The sequence below is a fragment of the Streptomyces sp. sk2.1 genome, assembly GCF_008120935.1.
Classification (GTDB): Bacteria; Actinomycetota; Actinomycetes; order Streptomycetales; family Streptomycetaceae; genus Streptomyces.
In genome coordinates, this window is record NZ_RDBO01000045.1 from 14,994 (window position 1) to 38,606 (window position 23,613).

The 23,613-nt window shown below is 73.9% G+C and carries 15 protein-coding genes; 1 reads left to right on the forward strand and 14 read right to left on the reverse strand.

All coding sequences use genetic code 11. The annotated features are described in order from the left end of the window. Positions 1-14: 14 nt before the first annotated feature. The 12 genes from EAO76_RS15240 to EAO76_RS44575 all read right to left on the reverse strand — a co-directional run bounded on the left by EAO76_RS15240 (position 15) and on the right by EAO76_RS44575 (position 19,758). Entirely contained in the window at positions 15-977 is a 963-nt protein-coding gene (locus tag EAO76_RS15240; RefSeq protein ID WP_148836492.1) for an ABC transporter ATP-binding protein, read from the reverse strand. 22 nt (positions 978-999) lie between these two features. After that, positions 1,000-2,130, reverse strand: coding sequence for a M50 family metallopeptidase (locus tag EAO76_RS15245; RefSeq protein ID WP_148836493.1), 1,131 nt, complete (start codon positions 2,128-2,130; stop codon positions 1,000-1,002). Next, entirely contained in the window at positions 2,127-3,185 is a 1,059-nt protein-coding gene (locus tag EAO76_RS15250) for a lantibiotic dehydratase C-terminal domain-containing protein (RefSeq protein ID WP_148836494.1), read from the reverse strand. The genes EAO76_RS15245 and EAO76_RS15250 overlap by 4 nt, the downstream gene beginning before the upstream one ends. Next, positions 3,182-5,920, reverse strand: coding sequence for a lantibiotic dehydratase (locus EAO76_RS15255; protein WP_148836495.1), 2,739 nt, complete (start codon positions 5,918-5,920; stop codon positions 3,182-3,184). The genes EAO76_RS15250 and EAO76_RS15255 overlap by 4 nt, the downstream gene beginning before the upstream one ends. Positions 5,921-5,992: 72 nt before the next feature. Continuing rightward, positions 5,993-7,567: a nitroreductase family protein gene (locus tag EAO76_RS15260; RefSeq protein ID WP_148836496.1), complete on the reverse strand. Its 1,575-nt coding sequence runs from the start codon at positions 7,565-7,567 to the stop codon at positions 5,993-5,995. An 88-nt stretch (positions 7,568-7,655) separates the two neighbouring features. Further along, a complete protein-coding gene (locus EAO76_RS15265; protein WP_148836497.1) occupies positions 7,656-9,836 on the reverse strand; it encodes a TOMM precursor leader peptide-binding protein in 2,181 nt (726 codons plus the stop codon). Next, positions 9,826-12,021: a TOMM precursor leader peptide-binding protein gene (locus tag EAO76_RS15270; RefSeq protein ID WP_148836498.1), complete on the reverse strand. Its 2,196-nt coding sequence runs from the start codon at positions 12,019-12,021 to the stop codon at positions 9,826-9,828. Before EAO76_RS15270 ends, EAO76_RS15265 begins: the two co-directional genes overlap by 11 nt. 4 nt (positions 12,022-12,025) lie before the next feature. Further along, positions 12,026-13,957 (reverse strand): AfsR/SARP family transcriptional regulator, encoded by a 1,932-nt coding sequence (locus EAO76_RS15275; protein ID WP_148836499.1) that lies wholly within the window; start codon positions 13,955-13,957, stop codon positions 12,026-12,028. A gap of 10 nt (positions 13,958-13,967) precedes the next feature. Beyond that, positions 13,968-14,219 (reverse strand): hypothetical protein, encoded by a 252-nt coding sequence (locus EAO76_RS15280; RefSeq protein ID WP_148836500.1) that lies wholly within the window; start codon positions 14,217-14,219, stop codon positions 13,968-13,970. 417 nt (positions 14,220-14,636) lie between these two features. Further along, the gene (locus tag EAO76_RS15290) at positions 14,637-17,225 is read right to left on the reverse strand and encodes an ABC transporter permease (RefSeq protein WP_148836501.1); all 2,589 of its coding nucleotides are present in this window, start codon (positions 17,223-17,225) and stop codon (positions 14,637-14,639) included. Further along, positions 17,222-18,010, reverse strand: a complete 789-nt coding sequence (locus tag EAO76_RS15295; protein ID WP_148836502.1) for an ABC transporter ATP-binding protein — start codon at positions 18,008-18,010, stop codon at positions 17,222-17,224. The genes EAO76_RS15290 and EAO76_RS15295 overlap by 4 nt, the downstream gene beginning before the upstream one ends. A gap of 827 nt (positions 18,011-18,837) precedes the next feature. Next, positions 18,838-19,758: a MarR family transcriptional regulator gene (locus tag EAO76_RS44575; RefSeq protein WP_187438636.1), complete on the reverse strand. Its 921-nt coding sequence runs from the start codon at positions 19,756-19,758 to the stop codon at positions 18,838-18,840. A 408-nt stretch (positions 19,759-20,166) separates the two neighbouring features. Here EAO76_RS44575 and EAO76_RS46230 point away from each other — a divergent pair, with 408 nt between their 5' ends. Further along, complete coding sequence (locus EAO76_RS46230) at positions 20,167-20,556, forward strand: hypothetical protein (RefSeq protein WP_262375493.1); 390 nt, start codon at positions 20,167-20,169, stop codon at positions 20,554-20,556. A 19-nt stretch (positions 20,557-20,575) separates the two neighbouring features. Here the strand turns inward: EAO76_RS46230 and EAO76_RS15315 are convergent, their stop codons facing one another. Continuing rightward, on the reverse strand, positions 20,576-22,483 hold the full coding sequence (locus tag EAO76_RS15315; RefSeq protein ID WP_262375494.1) for a protein kinase domain-containing protein: 1,908 nt from the start codon (positions 22,481-22,483) through the stop codon (positions 20,576-20,578). A 209-nt stretch (positions 22,484-22,692) separates the two neighbouring features. Then, positions 22,693-23,586 carry a cellulose-binding protein gene (locus EAO76_RS15320; RefSeq protein ID WP_187438637.1) on the reverse strand — a complete coding sequence of 298 codons (894 nt, stop codon included), beginning with the start codon at positions 23,584-23,586 and terminating at the stop codon, positions 22,693-22,695. Positions 23,587-23,613 lie beyond the last annotated feature (27 nt).

Genomic DNA, 23,613 nt, shown 5'->3' on the forward strand with positions numbered 1-23,613 from the left:
GGGCCGACGGGTTCTCACGGCTGCGGGGTGCCGGTGAGCGTCAGGTACACGTCTTCGAGGCTGGCGGTGCGCGTCTGCACGCCCTGGAGTCCGCCCAGGGCGTCGAGGGCGGCCAGCACCTTGCCCGATTCGAGGGTCTCCAGGACGAGCGCGTCCGGTTCCTCGGTGACGCAGTCCACGCCCTCGATCTCCTGGGCGCGGGCGAGGGTCAAGTGGCCCGCGGGGACCACCAGCCGGGTGGTGGGGCCGGCCGCGGCGATCAGGCGGGCGGGGCTGTCGAGGGCGGCGACGGAGCCCTCGACCATGATGGCGACCCGGTCGCAGAGCGCCTCGGCCTCGTCGAGGTGGTGGGTGGTGTAGATGATGGTGCGGCCCGCGCCCTTGAGGTCGCGCAGCACCTGCCACAGGGCCCGGCGGGCCTGCGGGTCGAGGGCCGCGGTCGGCTCGTCCAGGAAGATCAGTTCGGGTTCGTGGACCAGCGCGGAGGCGATGGCGAGCCGCTGGCGCTGGCCGCCGGAGAGGTCGTCGACCCGGGTGTCGCCCTGCTCCGTGAGGCCGACGGACTCCAGCGCGCGTTCGGCCGCCGCCCGGTCCGTCCGGTAGAGGGCGGCCATGGTGCGCAGGTGCTCGCGGGCGGTGAGGCGGACGAAGAACGCCGAGGTCTGGGTCTGCACGCCGAGCCGGGGCAGCAGTTCCGGGTTGCGCGGCCAGGGGCTCGAACCGAGGACGGTCACGGTCCCGGAGTCGGCCCTGCGCTGTCCCTCCATGATCTCGACGAGGGTGGTCTTGCCCGCCCCGTTGGGGCCGAGCAGTCCGAAGAACTCGCCGCGCGGCACGGTGAGGGACACCCCGTTCACGGCGTGCTTGTCGCCGTACCGCTTGTGGACGTCCGCCAGGACGACGGCGGCCGGCGGCGGGGGCCCGCCGTCCGGGCCGGTCCCGCTGTCCGGGGACGTGGACGGGGCGGTGGGGGTCATGGCTTCTCCTTGCGGTGGGTGGTCACACGGTCAGCAGGTGGCGGGCAGCGGCCACGACCGTGCCGATGATCAGTACGAGCACGAGCACCGAGCCCAGCCCGTAGGCGAGGTAGACGGTCCGGGCGCGGCGCGGGTACGCGGCCGCCGCCGGGTCGCGCCGGACGGCCAGGCGCAGGTACGCGCCGGTCGAGGCGGCCAGGTCGGTGGCCCCGCACAGCTGGCTCACGATCCGGTAGCCGTCCAGCGGCGGGAGGGGGATCAGCATCGCGAACGCCTGCACGCTGCCCAGGAGCAGCAGTGCGCCGAGCGCGTCGTGCGTGGCCGCGTCCAGTGGTGCGAACAGCCACAGGGCGCAGAACGGGAGCAGGAACAGCAGGTTCATCACGGCGCCCGCCAGCGCCGTGTCGACGCGTTGCCGACGGGAGCCCAGGTAGAGGTAGTTGTCGACGGTGCAGTACATGATGATCACGGGCAGCCGCCAGCGCAGTCCGATTTCGGCCACCGTGCCGCCGTGGTGCCGGGCGACGACGCCGTGGGCGAGTTCGTGCAGGGCGGTGCTGAACCAGAGCAGGGTGGCGATGCCGACCAGCAGCACCGGATTGGTGAACGACTCCCAGGCGTCCACCAGGAGTTGACCGGCGTTCAGGACGACGACCGCCTCCATGGCGACCACCAGGGCCAGCAGGGGCACCAGCGAGCCGGGGGCCAGCAGGAAGCCGACCGCCCGGTGCAGCCGGGCGGTGGTGGCGTCCGCGTCGGCGACCAGCCGGACGCTGCCGCGCAGCAGCCCGCGGCGGGGCGGCTCGGCGGGCTCGGGCCGCGGGGCGGCGGGTGCCGCGGCCGGGGCTCCGGCCAGCAGGCCGCGGGAGCCGAGCATCCGCAGGATCTGCTGCCAGCGGGCGCCGTCCAGCCTGCGCCCGTACTCCCGCGCGTACTCCTCGCCGATCTCCCGCAGGCTGCGTTCCCCGTCCATCCGGGCGATGAGGAAGTGTTCCTTGGGGCCGACCCTGAAGGAGCCGCCGCTGTCGGTGTCCTTGATCAGGTGCACCGTCGCGGCGCCCTGCAGCAGCGCCTCGCTGAGCAGGACGTGGGGCCGCAGCTCGGGCCGGTACTCGGCCAGGGCGTCGGCGGCGGCGTCGGGGACGGCGCTCACGCCTGCTCCCGCAGGGCCCGGCCGAGCACGTGCGAGAGGTACGCCTCGTCCCGGATCGTCACGTGCAGCCGGTTGTTGGTCATGTGCATGTACGGGGAGAGCAGCAGCGGCAGGGCGGCCGCCGGGTCGGTGACCGTCTCGTCGCGCTCGCCGTCCCAGGAGCGGAACGTCAGCTCGCCCTTCAGGGCCAGCGCGACGGCCCGTTCGCGCAGTTCGACGCAGTGTCCGGCCCAGCCGGCGAGGAAGCCGGGCAGCCGGGCCGCGCCCTCCTCGCCCGCCACGGCGGCCCTGATCCGGGTGAAGCGGGCGGCCAGACCGGGGGCCATCGAGGCGTAGTTGCGGTCGTACTCGTCGCTGCCGATGAAGCCGGTGCCGGGAAAGGCCCGGTGCCAGAACTCGTAGTAGCTGTCGAGGTAGTCCGCGAGTTCCTCCCGGTCCGGCAGGAAGGCCGCGGCCATCACCATCATCAGCTGGGCGGAGGTGCCGAGCAGCACGGTCCGCAGGTGCAGGTTCTTCGTCCGGAAGGCGTCGATGACGAGGTCGCTGGAGTGCCGGAAGTGCCATTCGGCGAGCTCGATCCCGGCCGGGCCGCCGTACTTGCCGTACTCCGGCTCGTACGGTTCCGCGCTGCGCGAGTTGTTGGGGCGCAGCCGCATCCGGCCCTGGTCGTCGGTGTAGTGGCCGCGTTCGGCGCCGGGGAACTCGATGTCGAACAGGGTGTTGTAGAAGTCGTTGAGGAACCCGGAGTCGACCTCGTACAGCGCGGGCCGTTCGGCCAGGAACGTGTCGAGGGCGGCCTCGGTGCGGCGCCGGACCTCCGCCTCGGCCCCGGGCGAGGACGGCTTGATCCGCAGCCGGACGTGGGGGCCCTCCAGCCAGTAGTTGATGAAGAAGTAGCCCGCGAGCAGGCCGTCCGCCTCCAGTTCCGCGACCAGGGGGCGGATGCAGTGGGTGAGCATCGGCCGGGGGTTGGCGGCGTAGAAGACGTGGGTGGCCTGCCAGGCTCCCGCCAGGTCGGTCCGCCCGGTGTCCGGGGCGAGGGGGGCTGAGGTCATGACTGCTCTCTCCTTCGGGCGGGGACGGTCTCCACCGCGAGTTCGGCGACGTGGCGGCCCCGGCCGGAGACGGCGTGCAGTCCGTCCTCGTCGGGCAGCATCTCCCGGAACACGACCCGGGCCTCCGCGGTCCTGATCAGCGCCTCGAACGCGGCCAGGGAGAGCGGGCTGTCGAAGTCGACGTAGCCCGGCTTGGCCCCGGTCGCCCCGCGCGCGCCGCTGTCGGAGACGGTGGCGAAGACCCGGTCCGGCAGGCGGTGGGCGCGGCGGAAGGCGTGCCAGCCCAGGAACCACGCGTCGTCCCCGGTCCCGGGCCCGCGCAGCGGCAGCACGGTGGCGGGCGCGCTCCAGCTGCGCCGGGCGAGGACCACGCTGCCGTGCCGCACCCGCGGCCTGCGGGTGACCCCGCCCTCCGCCGCGCCCTCGGGCACCCCGCCCCACACGTTGAGCGGGGACATGGAGGTCGGCGAGAGCAGCAGCAGGGTGCGGGGCAGTTCGGGCAGGGCGAGCGGGACGAGGTAGCCCAGGTAGACCGGCACCACCTCCTTGCCCAGCCGGGTGGAGCGCAGCACGAGCCGGTCGGCGTCCCGGTCGTGGACGAGGTGGAGGTCGTCCAGGTGGATGCGGTTGTCCTCGGGCAGGGTGCCGCGTTCGCCGGGGCAGACGATCTCGTACTCGGTGAGCCGGCCGTGCAGGTTGAGGTTGCTGGTGACGGGCCCGCCGGTGACCTCGGCGAGGACGGCGCCCTCGGGCACCAGCCGGGCGGTGTCGGCGAGCAGCCGCCCGTCCAGGCCGTCGAAGAGGTGCGTGAACCGGCTGAACGGGAAGGAGACGCCGCCGTAGGAGCGGTTGAGGACGACCAGCGGGTCGGCGGGCCGGTCCACGATCTGCACGTGGTGCGCGAGCGGGGTGAACTCCGTCTCCAGCGAGGCCAGTTCGGCGGCCACCTCGTCGAGCACCTCGGCGTCGACCCGGATCTCGTCGCTGCCCCCGCCCGCCGTGTCCCCGCCGGCCCTCTCCCAGTCGGACCACAGCGCCCGCATCCGGTCCACGAAGGTCTGCCGGGCCGTGTCGAGGGCCTTGAGCTGCGGCAGGGAGAGCCAGTTCTCCTCCGGTACGTAGTTGCCGTCCGCGTCGAACGCGGTGCGCTTGGCGGTGAACGACATGTACTGGTCGAAGAAGTCCTCGTGGAAGTCGTGGACCAGCTTCAGCAGGTCGTCGCAGCGCCCGCCCTGCCCGTACCGGGCGAGGAAGAACCCCTTGAACGTGACGCGTTGCGGCAGCGTCAGGTCGAAGGCGGGCAGTACGCGTTCCACCGCGCCGAGCGGACCGGCCGCCAGCCGCTCCCAGGCCGGGGCGGACAGCTCGGTGCGCCGCCCGGCCGCCACGTCCTCGTACAGCAGGGTCTGCGGTATCCGCGCCCGGTCCGTGCCGAGTTCCTCCTCCTGGACGGCGCGCAGCGCGGTGCGCAGCTCGGCCATCAGCGAGCGCCGTTCGTCCGGGGTCGCGGCGGCGAACCGTTCGACGCAGGACGCCGGGGCCTCCAGCCGGTCGGCCAGCCGGTCCGCCCAGGGCCGGTCCAGGCCGCGCAGCGAGGTCTGGAAGGCGCGCAGCGGGTCGGTGTCGTGGACCTCGGTGCGCAGGCAGGGGACCTGGACCATGCCGAGGTCGAGGAGGGCCCGCAGGTAGTGGGCGCACTCCTCCTCGTCCGCGCCCTGGTCCTCGGCGAGCCAGCCGGCCAGCTCCCCGTAGCGCAGGGTGCCGCGCTCCTCGAACAGGCCGAGGAGGCGTTCCAGGGTGCCGCTGCGGCGCAGGAAGAACAGCCGGTCCTTCACGGCGTCGAAGGTGACGGCGGTGTCCTCGTCGCCCTGGGTGACCCAGCGGCGCACGTAGCGGACCCGGTCGTCGTCGCGGTTCCAGCCGGAGGCCGGGGCGACCGGCAGGTCGGCGCGGCGGACCGGGTCGGCGATCACCGCCTCCGCGAGGCGGCCGACGGCGGCGACGTTGAGCCGCAGCAGCCCCGCCCAGTCGTCCTCGACCCGGACCCCGAGCCCGCCGTCCCCGTCGCCTCCGGCCCCTTCGGCGAAAGTGCCGGGGACGATGCCGGTGAACGTGGAGAACGGGCTGGTCTTGCACGCGGTGCGGTAGAGGTACGAGAGCAGCGAGCGCTCGATCTTGCGCCGCTTCTTGTCCGGGGGCGTGTCGGCGGTGCTTCCCGCGTACGCGTCGAGCTGGGCGTCCAGGACCGGGGACGCCAGCAGCAGTCCCTTGCGCAGCCGCTCCTCGGCCGCCAGCGCGCGCAGCGCGGCGCGGGCGCGCCGGGTCTCCTCGGCGAGCAGGGCCTCGCCCGCCGCCCGGTGCTCCTCCAGCCGGCGCCGGTCGGTCAGCCAGTGCGCGAGCGCCGCGCCGGTCTCCTCGTCGAGCCCGCGCACCAGGGCGAGGGACCGGTCGGCGGCGGCGGGCGACGGCAGCCGGTTGTTGAAGACGTCCCGGCGCAGCCCCAGGAGCGTGCGGCGCAGCGCCTCGTCCTCGGTGCCGCCGACGAGGCCGTGGATGAGGTCGCCGAGCCGTTCGCCGTCGGCCCGCGACCGCTCGGCGGCGTGCAGCACCTCGTCGGCCCAGCGGCGGCTGTCCGGGCAGCGCAGTGCCCGCACGCTCTCGACCGGCAGCCCGGCGACCCGCAGCATGAAGCGGGAGCGGGTGGTGGTGGCGGTGGGTGGGTGGTCCGGCGTCATGCGGGGTCTCCCCTTCTCGTTCCGGTCGCGGGTCGTCGGGCTGCCGCCCGGGGCCTGTCGGGTGGCAGGCCCTCAGGCGATCTCGTACCGGAAGTCGGCCGGGGCGGGCCGCTCGTTGCCGATCATCATGATCAGCAGCGGTGCCTCGCCCGTCCCGGCGAGCGAGAGTTCCTCGATGTACGAGATGTTGTCGAAGCCGAGCGCCACGCCGCAGCCGGTGCCCACGGCGGACGCGGCGGTGTAGGCGCTCTGGGCGATCGCCCCGACGGTGGCGTTGACCAGGCGGTAGCCGCGGTCCCCGACGGCGTCGAGGACGGCGTCGGTGCGGACGGTGGGCACCAGGACCGCGGCCGCCTGCTCCAGGTTGTAGTTCGACAGGAAGTAGTTCTTCTGCAGGAACTCGCCCGGCCGGCCCGCCTTCACCAGCCGCAGGGTGTGCGCGTCGGGGTCGTACTCGTACGCGCCGGGCTCGATCCCCTCGACGTGGCCGACGAACGCGTAGAGCTTGGCCAGCCGCTGCCCCCCGGTGTCCCCGCCGAGCCGCGCACCGGCCGTGGAGGCGGCCAGGCAGGCCGCCAACTGCCCGGCATTGATCGGCTGTTGGGCGTCGAAGCGGCCGAAGCTGCTGCGGCGGGCGCGCAGCGCGGTGCGCACGTCGGTGTCGAGCGGCGGGGCGGGCGGCAGCGCCACCTCGGCACGGGCCGGGTCGGCGGGGTGCGCGGCGGCCGGGGCGAGCTCCGCCGGGTCGGGGCGGTCGGTGGCCCCGGCGGCGGTGACGGCCTGCATCCGGCGCAGCGCGTCGAAGGCGAGGACGGTGCGCGAGCGTTCGCGGTCCCGGTGACGCACGGAGACCGGGACGGCGGACGCGGGGCGGGGGGCGGCCCCGGCCCACCTCAGCGGGACGACGGCGAAGACACCCTCCTCCTGCGTGTCCACGCCGAGGAGCCGGCCGAGCCGTTCCTCGTCGAACCAGAGCGCGGGTTCGACGGACAGTCCGCGGGCACCGGCCCACATCCGCCAGGTCTGCACGCAGGCGCCGAGGTCCATGGACACGGCGTGGAAGGAGAAGTTGTTGTACTTGAAGGCGTTCTGCCAGTACTTGATGCCGAGGACCAGGTACTGGTCGGTGTCCGGGCCCGGCGCACCGTCCCCGAGCGCCTCGCGCACGTCGCCCGACACGTCGCCGGTCAGCAGCCGCTGCATGGCGTGGTGCCGGGTGGAGTAGTAGTGCACCCCGGGCGGTACGGGGCCGCTCGGCCCGGAGACCCAGTAGACGCCGACCGGGTAGAGGCCGCCGCCGGACGCGGAGCCCCGGGACCAGTTGGCGAGCGGGTAGTGCGGCAGGGCACTGAGGTCGGTGTTGGCCTGGACGCCCAGGCGGCGGCCGGTCAGCCCGTAGGAGTCGCGGAGCATCCCGGACAGCAGCGCGAGGTCGAACTCTCCCCGCCCGCCCGCCTGTTGCTCCAGGCCCCGGTCGAGCGAGGCGTCGGCCGGGTAGGCGCAGTCGGGCAGCGGGAGGCTGTCGACGCCGGGGTAGAACTTGGCCTTGCGCGGGCCGTCCTGCCAGTTCGGCACGAAGTCGGCGGGGTCCATCGGGACCCGGCCGCGGTGGAGGATCGCGGCGGCGTATTCATGGGCGTACCCCATGGCGGGCTCCTCGGTCACGGGAAGGGGTGCGGGGCGGGGGCGAGGCCGGCGTCGGCGAGGTCGTCGGCCATCGGTCGTCGGTCGTCGGTCACGGGAAGGGGTGCGGGGCGGGGTTGAGGTCGGCGTCGGCGAGGTCGTGCCCGCGCAGTCCGGCCTCGCGCAGGGCGGTGCGCAGCCGGTCCATGCCGAGCGCGCGCTGCCGGGTCCAGCCGAAGTCGATCGGCAGCAGTCCGGGCACGATGACGCCGACCGTGGTCAGGCCCAGTCCGCGCTGTTCCGGCATGGTCTGGTCGACGACGATCACGTCGAACCCGGCGGCGGTGACGGCGTCCACGCACCGGGTCAGGTCCTCGCGCAGGTCGTCGGAGACGGGCGGCACCGAGCCGTCCCCGTACAGCTCGTCGAAGGAGCGCAGGGGCGGGCGCGGCGCCCCCGGTTCGCCGAGCAGGAAGCTCGCGTGGCGGCCCATCGCGGGGATGCCGTACGCCAGCGGGTGGTCGTGCAGCGCCTCGACGCGGTGGAAGTCCTCGGCCATGGCGGACAGCCGGGCCAGGTCGTCCTCGGTGCGGCGGCGCAGGTTCACCGCGTCGGTGGCGATCTCGCACAGCGCCCCGGCCAGGGCGGCCTCCGGGTCGAGTCCGGCGCCCGCGCCGAAGCACATCAGGCCGAGGCCGCCGTCCCGGCGCACGGCGACCCCCGTGACGACCGGGACCGGGAAGGAGATCCGGGTGTCGAAGAAGCGGGCCTCGTAGCCGTACATCTCCAGCCGGTCGACCATGTGCCGGGTGGCCGGGCGGCGGCTGGTGCGCGGGTCGATCTCCGGCAGGGCGGCCCGCCCGTACCAGGCGAGCAGGAACGCGTCGCGCTCGACGAGCTCCATCAGCCCGAAGTAGACGGCCTCCTCCAGGCAGCCCCCGGAGGCGCAGCCGTTGGAGCTCTCCTGGACGAAGCGGTTCTCCAGGCCGGGCGCGTGGTAGTACGTGAGGACCTCCGGCACCAGGACGGCGTGCCCGTCGCGCAGGGACCAGCCGTGCACCCAGGGGATCGCCCGGTCCGGGGAGAACGGGGTGACGCGGGGGTTGGCGCGGTGGAACCCGTCCGAGTACAGCCCGCACACCCGCGGGTCGAGCGCGTGCTCGCCCCGGGCGCGCAGCGCGTTCAGGGAGTCCCTGGTCCGGGCCTTGCGGGACCGGGCGCGCATGCCCGCGTACCGCTCCAGTCCCTCCAGGACGCCGATGCGCATGCTCTCGGCGAAGGTGTCGGCGTGGCCGCCCCAGAAGGTCTCGCGCAGGTACTCCCCCGACCGCATGGAGAAGCAGCCGATGGTGGCGGAGGTGGAGGTGGAGGAGACGTCCTGGACGACGGACGGGCCGAGCGAGCCGCACACCGGGTTGGCGTACGGCTCGACGGGCAGCTCGTACTCCTCGATGTCCCGGACCCGGAAGCCGCCGGGGCGGCGCTTGGGCGCGGGGCGCAGGATGAGTTCGGCGGCCTCGGCGGTGTCCGGTTCCGTCACCCCGCAGCGCGGGCACTCCGGGTCGGGGACCAGCGGGTAGTGGCGCACCAGCAGGGTCTCCAGGTCCACCAGGTGCACGGCGGGCAGGGCGCCGGTGTCCGGTCCCGCGCCGTCGAGCCGGGCCGCGAGGACCCCCGCGAGGGCGTGCGCGGCGAACGGGGTGAGGTGGGGGGACTCCCCGGCCGCCCGGGTGCCCGAGCCGAGCTCCAGCGCCTCGCGCAGCGCGACGGAGCGGGCGGCCTGCCAGCGCCGTTCCAGACAGTGCGGGCAGACGGGCCGGGCGGGGCCTCCGGGGGAGGCGGAGGGCGCGAAGGGGCCGAGGACGACGTGCCGCCCGTAGAACCGGACGGATACGGGGAGTTCGGCGGGCACGGCGGCCCCGGCGCCGGCCGGGTCGGCCCCGCCGGTCGCACCGGTCACGTCGGCCGTACTGGTCGCACCGGCCATATCGGCCGTACTGGTCGCACCAGTCATGTCGGCCCCGCCAGCCACACCGGTCACGTCGGTCACGTCGGCCGCACCGGGTGCGAAGGCGTCGCGCACGCCGAGCGGGGCGACGTCCAGCGGGGGCGGGGTGCCGTGGTGGGCCAGCGCGTCCCGGAGCAGCGCCGCGAGGGTGCGCGCGGACGCGGCCGAGGGCGCGTCCGGTACCGACGGCGCACCGGTCGCCGTCCGCGCACCGGGCCCCGCCGGTCCGCGACGCTCCCCGCGGTGCTCTCCGCGGTGTTCGCGGACCGGGGACTCAGCGGGCATCGGAGCCGTCCTCGCCGTCCGTCGTGAGCAGCACCCGGGCGGTGCTGATGCCGCCCGCGGCGAGGTCGGCCGGGGTGGTGGGCACGTACAGCGCGTCGCGCCCGGCGTCCCGGAGCCGGTCGAGGACGGCGGCGAACGTGGTCGCCGTCCCGTCCGCCGGGACCTCCGCGCCGGTCACCGCGATGCTCGCGGCGGCCAGGTCGCGCACCAGCGGGTCGCCCGGGTCGACGTCCGCGTCCGGGTCCTCGGCCGCCAGCTGCACCGGGCCGAGCAGGTCCCGCAGCGCGGCGCAGGCCGCCGACCGCCGGGACAGCCCGGCGCCGACCGCCCAGCGCCCCTCTCCCCCGGTCTCCCGGGCCAGCACCACCTGGGCCGAGGTGCGCGCCCCCTCCCCCAGGTCCAGCAGCTCGACGGCGAGGTCCAGGTTGGCCGCGGACTTCAGCAGGAACACCAGCTCCGGGTCGTCGTCGGCGGCCACCGGGGCCACCGCCGTCGTGCCCCGGACCGCCCGCAGCAGCGCGTCGTGCGCCAGCGCCGACATCAGGCCGACGCCCGCCGCCTCCCGCGCGTCCGCACCCGCGCCCGAACCCGCCGACGTCGCGAGGTGGGCCCGGCCCCGGTTGTGCGCCCCGAAGCTCCGCACGGCCGCGGCCGGCACCCGCACCGGGTCCTTGCCGGTCAGCGAGGTCGCGACCGTCCATGCCTCCGGCAGGACACCACTCCCGCCGCCGGTGGTCAGCGCGTCCGGGCCGAGCTCCCGGTCCGCCGCCGCGCCCCCGTCCGTGCCGAGCGGCACCACGTGCTCCACGTACGCGGCGGCCGCCGCGTACAGCGCCCGCGTCCGCGCGCCCGCCAGGTGGTGCACGTCGAAGGCGGCGATCCGGCGTCGCGTCCCGGCGCCGAGCGCCACCTCCACCCGGCTGATCTTCAGCGGGGTCTGGGTCAGCCCCTCGTCGTCGTAGCGGTTGAAGACCCCGGTGTACGGGCGCACCAGCGCGGCGCCGATCCGGTTCAGCTCCTCGACCACGGCCTCCGCGTCGCGGGCGGTGTCCACGGTCGGGGTGACCGGGAGCGCCAGGCCGTCCGGCAGCTCCGGCACCGCCGGGACCGGGTCCGGGGCGGTGCAGCGCAGGCAGCGGGGGTGCGGCTGGACCGGCTCGGACACGACGTCGAGCGAGGCCAGGTCCTGGACGAGGACCCGGCCGGCCGTCTCGGCGGGCAGCGCCCCCGTGGTGAGGCGGAAGATCTCGTAGCCGAGGAGGTTGCCGACCATCGCGGCGACCGGGCCGGACACCTCGTCCCCGGCCACCGGTGCGGCGCCCGCCGCCCCGCTCCAGAGTTCGGCGGCCTGCCCGGCGGACACGTTGCCGCCCAGCCGCAGCACGGCACAGGACCAGCAGCCGGTGGAGGAGGCGGTGGAGAGCGGGCCGACCAGCAGCCGCTCGCCGAACAGCCAGGCGGGGATCAGGGTCCGGCCCCCGGGGACCCCGGCGGCCAGCAGCCGGTGGGTGCGGGCCCCGGAACCGGCGCCGGTCACCACGACGACGTCGTAGTCCTCCAGGTCCGCCCAGCCGGCCCCCGCSCCGGCCCCGACGGTGTCCACCCGGGRCGCCGTCCGCTCCGCCTCGTCCGTGACCTCGGCGAAGTGCGCGGTCGTGCCGATCCGTACGCACCCGTTGCGCAGCAGGCTCAGCGCGCACCACCGGGCGACCGCGTCGTCGCCGAGCACGGCGACCCGGGTGGCGCGGAAGCGGGCGAAGCGCTCCGGCGCCCCGTCGGCGTAGTGGTCGAGGTAGGCGATCTGGGCCGCGAACCGTTCCGCCACCTCGTCCGGGACCGGTCCGTCCGCGGCCCCGGCCCCGGCCTCGGCCTCGGGCACGTCGCGGGCGAACTCCCGCTCGTACAGCGTCCTGACCAGCTCCGCCGCCATCGCCCGCTGGCCCGGTCCGAAGCCCGCGCACAGTTCGTCGAGCCGGTGGTGGCCGGTCAGGTGCGGGACGACGAGGGAGGCGAAGCGGTAGGCGGTGCGGCCGGCCAGGTGGAATCCGCCGTCGGCGTTGTGGAAGAGCACGCCGCCGGGCGTCTCGGTGAACAGCACGTCCCGGCGGACGCGGGGCCGGGTCGCGGCGAGCGCGTCGAACGTCCCGGTCGCAGCGGTTGCGGCAGTCTCGGCACTCTCGGCCATGGGGTCACACCTTCTCTGTGCGGCGGATGCGTTCCTGGTCGGTTCTTCGTACGTAGACACGGAGCAGTTCATGGATGCGGTACGGGCCCGGCGGGCCGTCCTCCAGCAGTCCGGCGTCGGCCAGCCGTTCCAGCGCCGCCTCGGTGACGGCCGGGACGTCCCGGGCGGCGAAGGCGTCCCCGGGCACCGCCGAGAGGTGCGAGAACGCCTCGGAGAGCCGTGGATCGAGCCGGTTCAGCGCGCCGTCGAGGAGGCCGGTCACGGAGAGCCCCGGGCAGTCGGTGAGGGCGAGCCGGGCGAGGGGGTCCTCGGCCAGCCAGCCGACCGCGTCGCCGAGGCCCAGTGCGGGCCGGGTCAGCAGCCGGGCCGTCAGGATGCGCAGCGCGAACGGGAAGTGGCCGCACAGCGCGGCGAGCCGGTGCGCGGCCTCCGGTTCCGCCTCGACGCGTTCGGCGCCGAGCACGGAGCGCAGCAGCGCGTACGACTCCTGCCCGGTGAACGCGGAGAGCCGGTGCACCCAGCCGCCGTGCGTGGCGACGAGTCCGGCGAGCCCCATCCGGCTGGTCACGATCACCGCGCCCCGGGCCTGGGCGACGGCGGGGAGCAGCGGGCGCACCTGGTCGGCGTCCACCACGTCGTCGAGCACGAGCAGGGCGCGTCCGGCCGTCCGGCCGGGGCGCAGGGCCGCCGTGACCTCGGCCGCGAGCTCGGCGGCGGTGCGGGGTTCGCCGTCCGGGCGGGTCATCCGGACGAGCAGCCGGCCGGCCGGGAAGGCGTCCCGCACCAGGTGGGCGACGTGCTGGGCGAGGGCCGACTTGCCGATGCCGGGCGCGCCGGACACCAGGACGGCGAGCGGGTGCCGGCCGTCCTCGCCGGGTGCGTCGGGGGCGGTGAGGCGGGCCACCATGGCGGCGGTCTCGGCGTCACGCCCGGTGAAGTTCGGCACGGCGGGCACCGGTACGGGCACGGCCGCTTCCGGCAGGGCCTGCGCGACCGGTTCCGGTACGGCCATGGCGGTCGTTCCCGGTACGGCCGTTCCCGGCACGACTTCGGCGGACGGGTACGGGGCCGGGGCCCCCGGGGCGCGTCCCGCGACCACCTCGCCCTCGACGACCCGCACGGCGACGGCGTGCGGCCGGTCGGCGTCGGGGAGCTGCGCGTCGCCGGGGAGCCGGTGGACGCGGCCGGTCGTCCCCGGGTCCTCGCCGCGCAGGATCGCGAGCTCCAGCTGCTGGAGGGCCTGGGAGGGGTCGACGCCCAGCTCGTCCAGCAGGAACTCCTTGACCCTGCGGTACTCCGCGAGGGCCTGGGTCTGCCGCCCCGTCCGGTAGAGCGCCTCGATCAGCTGCTCGTGGAGCCGCTCGTGGCCGGGGTATACGCGCGTAGCGGTCCACAGTTCGACGAGGGCCTCCCCGTAACGGCCCAGGCCCAGCAGCAGGTCGCAGACCCGCTCCACGCTGCGCAGCCGTTCCTCGGCCAGGCGCGGCACCTCGTCCCGGTGCAGCACGTCGGAGCGCACGTTGGCCAGCAGCGAGCCCTGCCACAGGGACAGCGCGTCCTTGAGGGCGCAGAGCTCCGCCTCCGGGTCGTCCGACAGGAGCACCGCCCGGCGCACCTGGTCCCGGAAGCCGAGCAGGTCCAGGGAGTGCGGCTCGGCGGTGATCCGGTAACCGCCCGGCACCGCCTCGATCGACGTCTCGGTCACCCCGTGCTTGGCGAAGAGCCGGCGCAGCCGCAGGACGCAGGTCTGGAGCGCGGCCTTGGCGGTGGCCGGCTGCTCCTCGCCCCACACGGCCCGCTGGAGGTAGTCGGCGGACACCACGGTGTTGGCGTGCAGGAGGAGCGCGGCCAGCAGGATCGTCGGCTTCGACGGCTGGAGCACGACGGATTCGGGGCCGTCGGCGAGGGTCAGCGGCCCCAGCAGCTGAAACCTCATCACGGCGGCCCTAGTCCCAGCCGTTGACCAGCTTGCACACCGTCGCGGGTGCGGAGGGCAGGGGAAGCCGGTCCGGCACCGCCGCCACCCGCTCGCAGAACGCCCCTACGTCGCCGGCCGCGGGGTTCCGCGGGGCCGGGGAACCGGTGTCCGCCGCGGTGGCGGCCCCGGTGGAGAGCGCGAGCGAGACGAGGACGAGACCGGTGACGGCGGCAGTGCGCGCAGCGCCGGCGTGCCGCCGCGAAAGCGAAGACCTGAACACGTTTTCCCCTTCGGCTGTTGCGTCCCGCCGGGGATTCCCGGCAGCGACGACGATGCCAGCGGCAAGGGCGCGGGAACGGGGCCCGTCGTGTCAGCTTGTTGCACGGCCCGCGGCAGCTTCGTGCAACGACCCCGGCCACCGTGTCCGAAACGGTGCGCCGGGTGACGAAGGGTTGCCGTTGTCCGCGCGATGACGGTTCTGGTCGCGCAGGCCCAGCCGGAGGAGATGACACTCGTCACCCGCGACCAGTGGATCCCCGAGTACGACGTCACTGTCATGCCCGCCTGACAGCGGCACCGTGAACGGGTCCGGCCCCGGGGTGTTTGGAGGAACACTCCGGGGCCGGACCGGTCAGTCATCCTACGTCGGCCGCCGTACCGCCGACGGGGGCGCCCCGTCGGACCGGCGGGGTCCGCGTCAGTCGGTGGCGATCGCGTTCAGGACGTTCATCCTGCCCGCGCGGAAGGCCGGGACCAGCGCGGCGAACAGGCCGACGAAGGCCGAGCCGACGAAGACCGTGAGGATCGTCGGCCACGGGATGTCCAGGACGCCGAGGCCCTCCAGGGCCAGCAGCTTCTGGGCCGCCGTGCCCCAGCCCATGCCCAGGCCGAGGCCGAGCAGGGCGCCGAAGACCGCGATGACCACCGACTCCAGACGGATCATCCGGCGCAGCTGGCGGCGGGAGAGGCCGATGGCGCGCATCAGGCCGATCTCGCGGGTCCGCTCGACCACCGACAGGGCCAGGGTGTTCACCACGCCGAGCACCGCGACGATGATCGCGAGCCCCAGCAGCCCGTAGACGATGTTCAGCAACTGGCCGATCTGGTCCTTCAGTTGCTCCTTGAAGTCCGCCTGGTTGCGCACCTCGTACTGCGGGTACTTGGCGAGGGCGTCCTGGAGGGCGGTGTACGCCTCCTTCTCCTTGCCGGCCGCGGCCTTCGCGAACATGACCGTGTTGTCCGGCAGGACGTCGGCGGGGACGTACCGCTGGGCGGTCGTGGTGTTGATGTACATCGCGCCCTTGTCGATGTTCACGTCGTCCGAGGTGATCGCGGCGACCTTCAACTTGACCGTCTCACCGCCCTTGAAGGCGACGGTGATCCGGTCCCCGACCCGGACGCGGTGCTCGGTGGCGTACGTCTCGCCGACCGACATGGCGTCCTTGCCGTACGCGGCGGCCAGCTCGCCGGAGACGGTCTCGCGGCGGACGTCGTCCTTGTACGTGGGGTCGACGGCGGTCAGGGCCTCGTCGCCGGTGGTGCCGTCGGGGGCGGTGAGGGAGGCGCCGACGATCTTGTACTCGGTGAGGTGCTCGATGTCCGGCACCGACTTGAGCGCCTTCACGGCCTGGTCGACGATCTGTCCGCCGCCGTCGCCGGACGGCTCGACGATGAAGTCCGCGCCGACCGACTTGTCGAGTTCCTCGGTGGCGGAGGCGACCATGGAGGAGCCGACGACCGAGAGGCAGGCGACGAGCGCGAGGCCGATCATCAGAGCGGCGCCGGTCGCCCCGGTGCGGCGCGGATTGCGCAGGGCGTTGCGTTCGGCGAGCCGGCCGACGGGGCCGAACATCCGCAGCATGACCGCGCTCAGCACCCGGACCACCAGGCCGGCCAGCAGCGGGCCGATCACGATGAACCCGATCAGGGTGAGGAAGACGCCCGCCCCGAGGAGCATCGAGCCCTGTCCCGACTCGTCGGCCCGGGCCGCGGCGAACAGCGCGGCGCCGCCGGCGAGCGTGAGGACCAGCCCGATCACGGCCCGGACCCGGCCCGCGCGGCCGTCCGCCGGGGTGCCGGTCTCGCGCAGGGCGGCCATCGGGGAGATCTTCCCGGCCCGGCGGGCGGGGAAGTACGCGGCGACGACGGTGACGAGGATGCCGAGCGCGAGGCCGACCACCGGGGTCGTCCAGGCGATCGTGAGGTCCCCGGTGGACAGTTCCATGCCCACCGCGCCCATGAGCTTCATCAGGCCGACGGCGAGGCCGATCCCGGCGCCGATGCCGAGGAGGGAGCCGACGACGCCGAGGAACAGCGCCTCGATCAGCACGGACCGGTTGACCTGCTTGCGGCTGGAGCCGATGGCCCGCATCAGGCCGATCTCGCGGGTGCGCTGGGCGACCAGCATCGAGAAGGTGTTGACGATCAGGAAGATGCCGACGAGGAGGGCGATCCCGGCGAAGCCGAGCATCGCGTACTTCATGACGTCGAGGAAGGAGCCCATCGAGTCCTTGTTGGCCGCGGCGGCCTCCTCCTGGGTCTGGAGTTCGTAGCGGTCCGCGTCGCCGAGCGCCGCCGCGACGTTCTTCTTCAGCTCCTCGTCGCCGACGCCGTCCTTCGCGGTCACGGAGACCATGCTGAAGACGTCGGACTTGCCGAGCAGCCTCTTCTGCGCGGTGGCGGTGTCGAAGTAGACGACCGCGGCACCGGGGTTGGTGACCTTGAAGGCGGCGATGCCGCTGATCCGCGCCTCGATGTCACCGGAGGCGGTGATGGTGCGCAGTTCGTCGCCGAGCTTCAGGCCGTGCTTGTCGGCGGTGTCGGCGTCGACCATCACCTCGGTCGGGCCGCGCGGGGCGTGGCCGGAGGCGATCTCCATGGAGCGCAGGTCGTTCCTGGTCCAGTTGCCCGCGATCGTCGGGGCGCCCGTGGACGAGCCCATGTTCTTGTCGTGCCGGTCGACGACGGTGACGGACATGCTGACGACGCCGCCCTCGGCGGACTCCGCGCCGGTGGCCGACGCGGCCCGCTCGACGGCGGAGGCGGGGACCGTGGCGGGCCTGCCGTTGTCCGGGACCGCCTCGTCGTGGCCCTCGAAGTCCTTCGGGTTGACGGTGACGTCGGCGGACGTCGCGGCGAAGAGCTTGTCGAACGTGGTGTTCATGGTGTCGGTGAAGACGAGCGTCCCGCAGACGAACGCCACCGACAGCAGGACCGCGACGGCGGAGAGCGCCATGCGTCCCTTGTGCGCGAAGAAGTTGCGTCTCGATGTCTTCCAGACGGTCATGACGTCCGCCCGCGCGAGTCGAAGTCCTTCATGCGGTCGAGGACCTGGTCGGCCGTCGGGTTGTGCATCTCGTCGACGATGCGCCCGTCGGCGAGGTACAGCACCCGGTTCGCGTAGGAGGCGGCCACCGGGTCGTGGGTGACCATGACGATGGTCTGGCCCAGTTCGTCGACCGACCTGCGCAGGAAGCCCAGCACCTCGGCGCCGGCCCGCGAGTCCAGGTTCCCGGTGGGCTCGTCGCCGAAGATGATCTCCGGCCGGGCGGCGAGCGCCCTGGCCACCGCGACGCGCTGCTGCTGGCCGCCGGAGAGCTCGGTGGGCCGGTGCCGCAGCCGCTCGGACAGGCCGACGGTGTCGACGACCTGGCGCAGCCAGTCCGCGTCCGGCCTGCGGCCCGCGATGTCCATCGGCAGCGTGATGTTCTCCAGCGCGTTGAGCGTGGGGAGCAGGTTGAACGCCTGGAAGATGAAGCCGATCCGGTCCCGCCGCAGCTGGGTGAGCTTCTTGTCCTTGAGCCCGGTGATCTCGGTCTCGTCGAGGAAGATCTGCCCGGACGACACGGTGTCCAGGCCGGCCAGGCAGTGCATCAGGGTCGACTTGCCGGAGCCGGACGGCCCCATGATCGCCGTGAACTGCCCGCGGGCGATGTCCACGTCGACGTGGTCGAGCGCGACGACCCGGGTCTCCCCCGCCCCGTACGCCTTGACGACCTGCCGCGCTCGCGCGGCAACGGCCGTAAGCCCGCCAGTACCCCCGTGCCTGGGAATGGTCACAGCCGTTGTCACGGTTCTGCCCCCTGTGTCTGTCGATCGGTGTGTGCGCCGGTCGGCGCGCGAGATGGGCCGGCGCTTCCGCGGGGCCCCGTCGCCCGGCGTGCCGGTGTCATGAAGCCTGCTGGTCCGGACGGGGCCGGCGCACTGGTGCGCGGCACAGTCCCGGGGTGGGGTTTTCCCCACCCCGGGGGCGGGGTCGCCCCCGCCCTCCCCCCTTGCGGCCCGCCGCTTCCGCGACGGGTTCGAGCCGTTTTCTCGATGTAAGAACACGCTAAGGAACGGATCCCCGCGGTCACGTCCTCCGCCGGGAGGAACGGCCCCTGCCCAGATGTGGGGAGCTCCCCCTAGGGGTATCGCCCCCAGGGTGCAGACCCTTCTCAGGGACTGCACCCAAGGGTGCAGCCGCCCGGGACCACGGCGATCACCGGCCACGTTCCTCAGCAGCGGCGCCGCACCCGGCGCGGGCCTCCCGCCCGAGGACGACCCCGGCGGGTACGTGCACGGGGAAGGAATCCCGCCGGAACCACCCGCACCACGGGTTTCGTCGGCTTCATCGACCCCGGTGAACTGGACAATTACCGACGGTAATTCGGGCCACCCTCTCCCCAACTGCCGTACTCACGAGTAATGTTCGCGCTTCCGACCGCCCCACCGCACTCCTGCCTTGCCGTCCGGACCAGGAACCGAGCCTTGCAAGGAGCAGCCCCCCATGTCGCACGGAGCACCGCCCCCGTCCCCGTACTCCTCCTGGCCCGGACGGCAAGGCAGGAGTGCGGTGGGGCGGTCGGAAGCGCGAACATTACTCGTGAGTACGGCAGTTGGGGAGAGGGTGGCCCGAATTACCGTCGGTAATTGTCCAGTTCACCGGGGTCGATGAAGCCGCCACCGCCACCGTCGGCGCGGTCCTGATCTCCCGTCGGTCCGGCCCATCCGTGTGGCGGGGTGTCCGACGGCCCCCAGGGCTTGTCAGGGCTTGTGCGTCGCACGAAGCCGAAGGGCGAGCCGACGGAATCGGGGAGCCCGGCAGTCAGGACGCCCGTCAGGTACTCGGCGCCCACGCCCCGTTCGAACCACTCGGCCGCCAGCTGCTCCAACTCCGCGCAGTCCGCCGCCGAGAGGGCCAGGCGGGCGTCCGTGCGGCCCAGGCGGGCCAGGGCCATGAACGCCCGCGAAGGCCGCCGATCCCCGTCCGCTCCCGGCCGAGGCTCCGGCTGCGGCTCTGCGGTGCGTTGCTGCGGAACCAGCGCCGGTACGGGCACGGATGCCGGTACGGAAACGGGCACCGGGACGGGAGCGGGGGCCGGGACCGGTGCGGAGGTGGGCTCGTCCGGTACCGGGCGGTGCTGTTCGGTGGTGAGGAAGGTGGTCCACCACTCGTTGTCGTGGGCGGTCCGCGACCAGTAGGTGCGGGTGGTCCAGCGGACCGCGCCGTTGCCGTCGGTGCTCCCGCACCGGACGCGGCGCAGGTGACCGGCCACGCTCAGGGCCTTCAACGCGCTGCCCACGGCCATCTGCCCGTACAGCGGCAGCGTCCTGGCCAGCGACTTGATGTCCATCGCCCCGCCCTCGGGCAGCGCGTCGACGTAACCCGCGATGTGCCGCTCGCGCTCGGGCAGCAGCGCGAAGTCGTCCGCGCGGGGCGGGCGTCGTTCCGGAACGGTCCGCTTCCCGTAACCCGGCCCGGTGTTCGGGCGGGAGCCCTCGCGGGGGTGCGGGGATGCGGGTGTGCGCGGGGCACGGCTATGGTTCGCAACAGCCACGGGATCGCCTTTCAGTGGATCGATCTTGGGGTCAGGCCCCGGCCGGTGCGTCCAACACCGCGTCCGGGGTCGTTACGTTCCGCACCGTAGACAGCCGTGACCCTGCGTCGCAACTCGGCCACGATTAGTCATACTTGCTGGCCGTTACGGGGCCGGGAGGGGTGGGAGGTTTCCCCGAACCCCCACCAGAACAACCCGACCGAAAAGCATCGCTCGAACCCCGGAACCCGAATCCCGGCCCCCGGATCCCGAAGCTCAAGCCCCGGCTCCGGCCCCCTCCTCCGTACACACCGAAGAGTGAGCGAGCCGTTCCGAAGCTCGGATCCCGGTTCCCGAAGCTCGGGTTCCGGGCAGTGCGGGGCGCGCTTGCTCCTGGTGCCCGCGGGCGTGCTCCGCGATCCTGTGCGCATGCTTCTTCCGAACACCCGCGAGAAGGCCGAACTGATCGAGGTCGTCCGCATAACCGACCCGATGAGACTTCTCGGCTCCGAGGGCCTGACCGGTGACGAGGTCGCCCTCTGGGAGGATCCCCGGACCGAGCAGACCCTGGCCCTGATCAGCGGCCTGCCGGACGGCGAGCTGCACCGTTGCTTCTTCCCCGGCTGGGGCGTCCGGGTCCACGGTGCCGACGGCCTGCTCTTCCGGCTGGCCTTCTGCTTCGACTGCCACGGGGTACGGCTGTGGGGGCCGGGCGTCCCGGACGGGCAGGAAGGAATCCGCGGGTTCGATGCGGACAGCGCTTCCGCCCGGGAGCTGCTTCAGCTGTTCCGCGACGCGGGGAGTACCGGGTCCGGCTGAGCCCGTCGGCCGTCGGTCGTCAGGAGTTGCGCCACAGCTGCGTCGCGTCGGAGGAGTTGCAGGCCGACGTCTGGAAGCCGATGGTGCTGAACGCCTGCAGGCAGCTGCCCTCGGCGACGTTCACCAGGGTGTGGCCGTTCGAGGTCCTGGTCCCGATCCGCCAGGTCTGGGAGTCGGAGGAGTTGCAGGCCTCGGTGGCCAGCCCCGCGTAGCCGTTGGACTTGAGGCATTTGCCGCTGCCCTGGCCGACCAGCTTGAACTTGCCGCCGGACGTGGGGCGGTACGTCCACTTGTAGTAGAGCGTGGCCCCGTTGTGCGCGGGCTCGCCGCACACCGAGTTCATGATCATGGAGCCCCCGAAGCTGGAGTAGGACTCCCCCAGGCACCGCTTCACGGAGGTGTTCTTGAGGTAGTACTGCCCCGAGGGCGCCGGCGCCTGTCCGCCACCGCCCGAGCCGCCGGAACCGGAACCGGAGCCGGAGCCGCTGGAACCACCGGAGCCGGAGCCGGAGCCCGAACCCGATCCGGAACCGGAGCCCGAGCCGTCCTTGGAGCCGCCGGAACCGGAGTCCCCGGCACCGCCGCCGTCACCGGCGCCCGCGCCCTTTCCGTCGTCGCCGTTCTTCGACTTGTCGCCGGACTTGCCCGGCGAGGCGGAACGCGAGGCCGACGCGGAGCCGGACGAGCGGGAGGGCGACGCCTCGGAGCCCGGGGTCCGGCCGTCCGCACCGGGCCCGGTCGGCGAAACGGTGGCCGAGGGCGCCGAACCGGCGTTGTCCGAGCCGCGGGAGGGGCCGATCTGGTAGGGGCCGAGCGCGATGGTCACGGTCGTGCCCGCGACCACGATCGGGAGCGCGACCAGCAGCATCCGGGGACGGCGGCGCTCGCGCGGCTTGCGTGCCATGGGGCCGGTCGCCCCACCCCCCTCGGCCTCCCCGGACCGGTCGATCTTCACGGCCGGGGCCGCGGTGTGCGTGTCCGACTCCGGTTCGGGTTCCGGTTCGGGCTCGTCGGCCGGTGGCTCGGTCGCCGCGAACACCGCCCGCTCGGATATCCGCTCCGTGACGGCCGACGGCCACAACTCCGTTGTCGAAGAGGGCACATGGGCGTCCGCGGCCTCGGCGATCTCGGCGGCGGTGGGCCGGTCCGCGGCGTCCTTGGCGAGACACGCCTCGACCAGGGCGGACAGTTCCGGATCGATCCCGGGCAGCCGGCCGAGGTCGGGCTCGGTGTGGACGATGCGGTAGAACAGGCCCGGCCCCGACCCGTCACCGAACGGCGGACGGCAGTTCGCCGCGAACAGCAGCAGCCCGGCGAGTCCGAACACATCCGCCGCGCCGGTCAGGTCCCGCTCGGCCAGGGCCTGTTCGGGAGCCATGTAGGCGGGCGTCCCGATGACCATGCCGGTCCTGGTCACCCGGCTCTGGTCGGCCGCCCGGGCCACCCCGAAGTCGATCAGGGAGACGCCGTCGAGGGTCAGCATGACGTTGGAGGGCTTGAGGTCGCGGTGCACCATGCGGGCGGCGTGCACCGCGCTCAGGCCCTTCGCCCCGTCGCGCAGCAGCCGCCAGAGACTTTCGGCGGGCAGCGGACCGCCGTTCAGCCGCAGCGCGTCGCTCAGGGTCACGCCGGGGATGTACTCCGTGGCGAACCACGGCGGCTGCGCCGTGCGGTCGCTGGCCAGCAGTCGCGCGCTGACACCGGCCGGCAGCTTGGCGAGGTTGTCGAGCTCGTGCCCGAAGTGGGACAGGAAGTCCTTGTCCGCGGCGAGCACCGGCAGCACCTGCTTGACGGCCGCGTACCGCCCCGCCGAGGCACCGAGGTAGACCCGGCCCATGCCGCCGACGCCGAGTACGCCGAGCAGTCTGAAGGCGCCGATCCGCCGGGGGTCGTCCGGCTCCGTCGGCTCCGCTCCACTGCCCCGCAAACGTGACTCTTGTTCAGGCCCCCCGTGCATGGCCACAGGCTAACCCAGCCCGAACGGGTGCACGACCACCTCAACTCCGTTCAAAAATCGCCGGTTGGGCGGAATCGGGAAGTCCGCAGCGGGGCCGGAGCGGTGTGGCGTGATGCGGTGCGGGCCGGGACAGCACGCCGCGGTGCGGGCCGGGCCGACGCGGTGCGGGCGCGGTGGTCTCAGCTCTCCGCCGGGGCCACCCGGCCCGTCAGCGCCGCGAGCGAGTTCCGCACGTGCGTCATGTGCGCCTGCACTTCCTCCCGGGCCTCCTCGTGCTCCCGCAGTATCCGCTCCGTCTCCCGCACCACCCGCTCCTCACGGACCCGGGCCTCCGCGATCAGCTCCGCACCCCGCGCCTCGGCGTCCTCCTGGCCGTGCCGCGCCGCCTCCTCGGTCTCCGCGAGCGCCCGCCGCGCCTCGGCCAGGTCGTCCTCCGCCCGCCGGACCGCCTCGTCGTGCCGCGCCGCCTGCGCGGCCTCGGCCCCGGCCAGCTCCTGCTCGACCGCCTGCCACCGCTCGGCGTGCTCCTGCTCCTGGTGGGCCAGGACGCTCGCGGTGCGCTCGACCGTCGAGGCCATCATGGCCTCCGCCTCCTCCCGCACCCGGGCGGCCTCCTCGCGGGCCTCCTCGACCGTCCCGTCGGCGGTGCCACGGGCCACGGCCAGCGTCTCGTCGGCGTACTTCTCCGCCGCCTCCCGCATCGCCCCGGCGTCCGTGCGCGCCGACTCGCCGAGCGCCGCGCCCGCCCCGGCCGCCGCGTCCCGCAACGCCTGCGCCTCCTCCTCGGCCGCCTCCCGCAGGGCCCGGTCCTCCTCCCGGGCGAGCGTCAGGATCTGCCGGGCGCGCTCGCCCAGCGACTCGTACTCCTGCGGGGCCAGCGTGGCGACGACCTCGCCCAGCCGCACCGACTCGGCCGACAGCTCCTCCACCAGCGCCGTGAGCCGGGACAGCTCCTCCAGCGCCGCGTCCCGCTCGGCCGAGAGCCCGGCCACGAAACGGTCCACCTGCTCCGGACGGTAGCCACGTCCCCGTACGCCGACGAAGCCATGCGCGGACACCCGTGCAGAACTCATCCCTTGACGCCTCTTTCCGACTCTCCG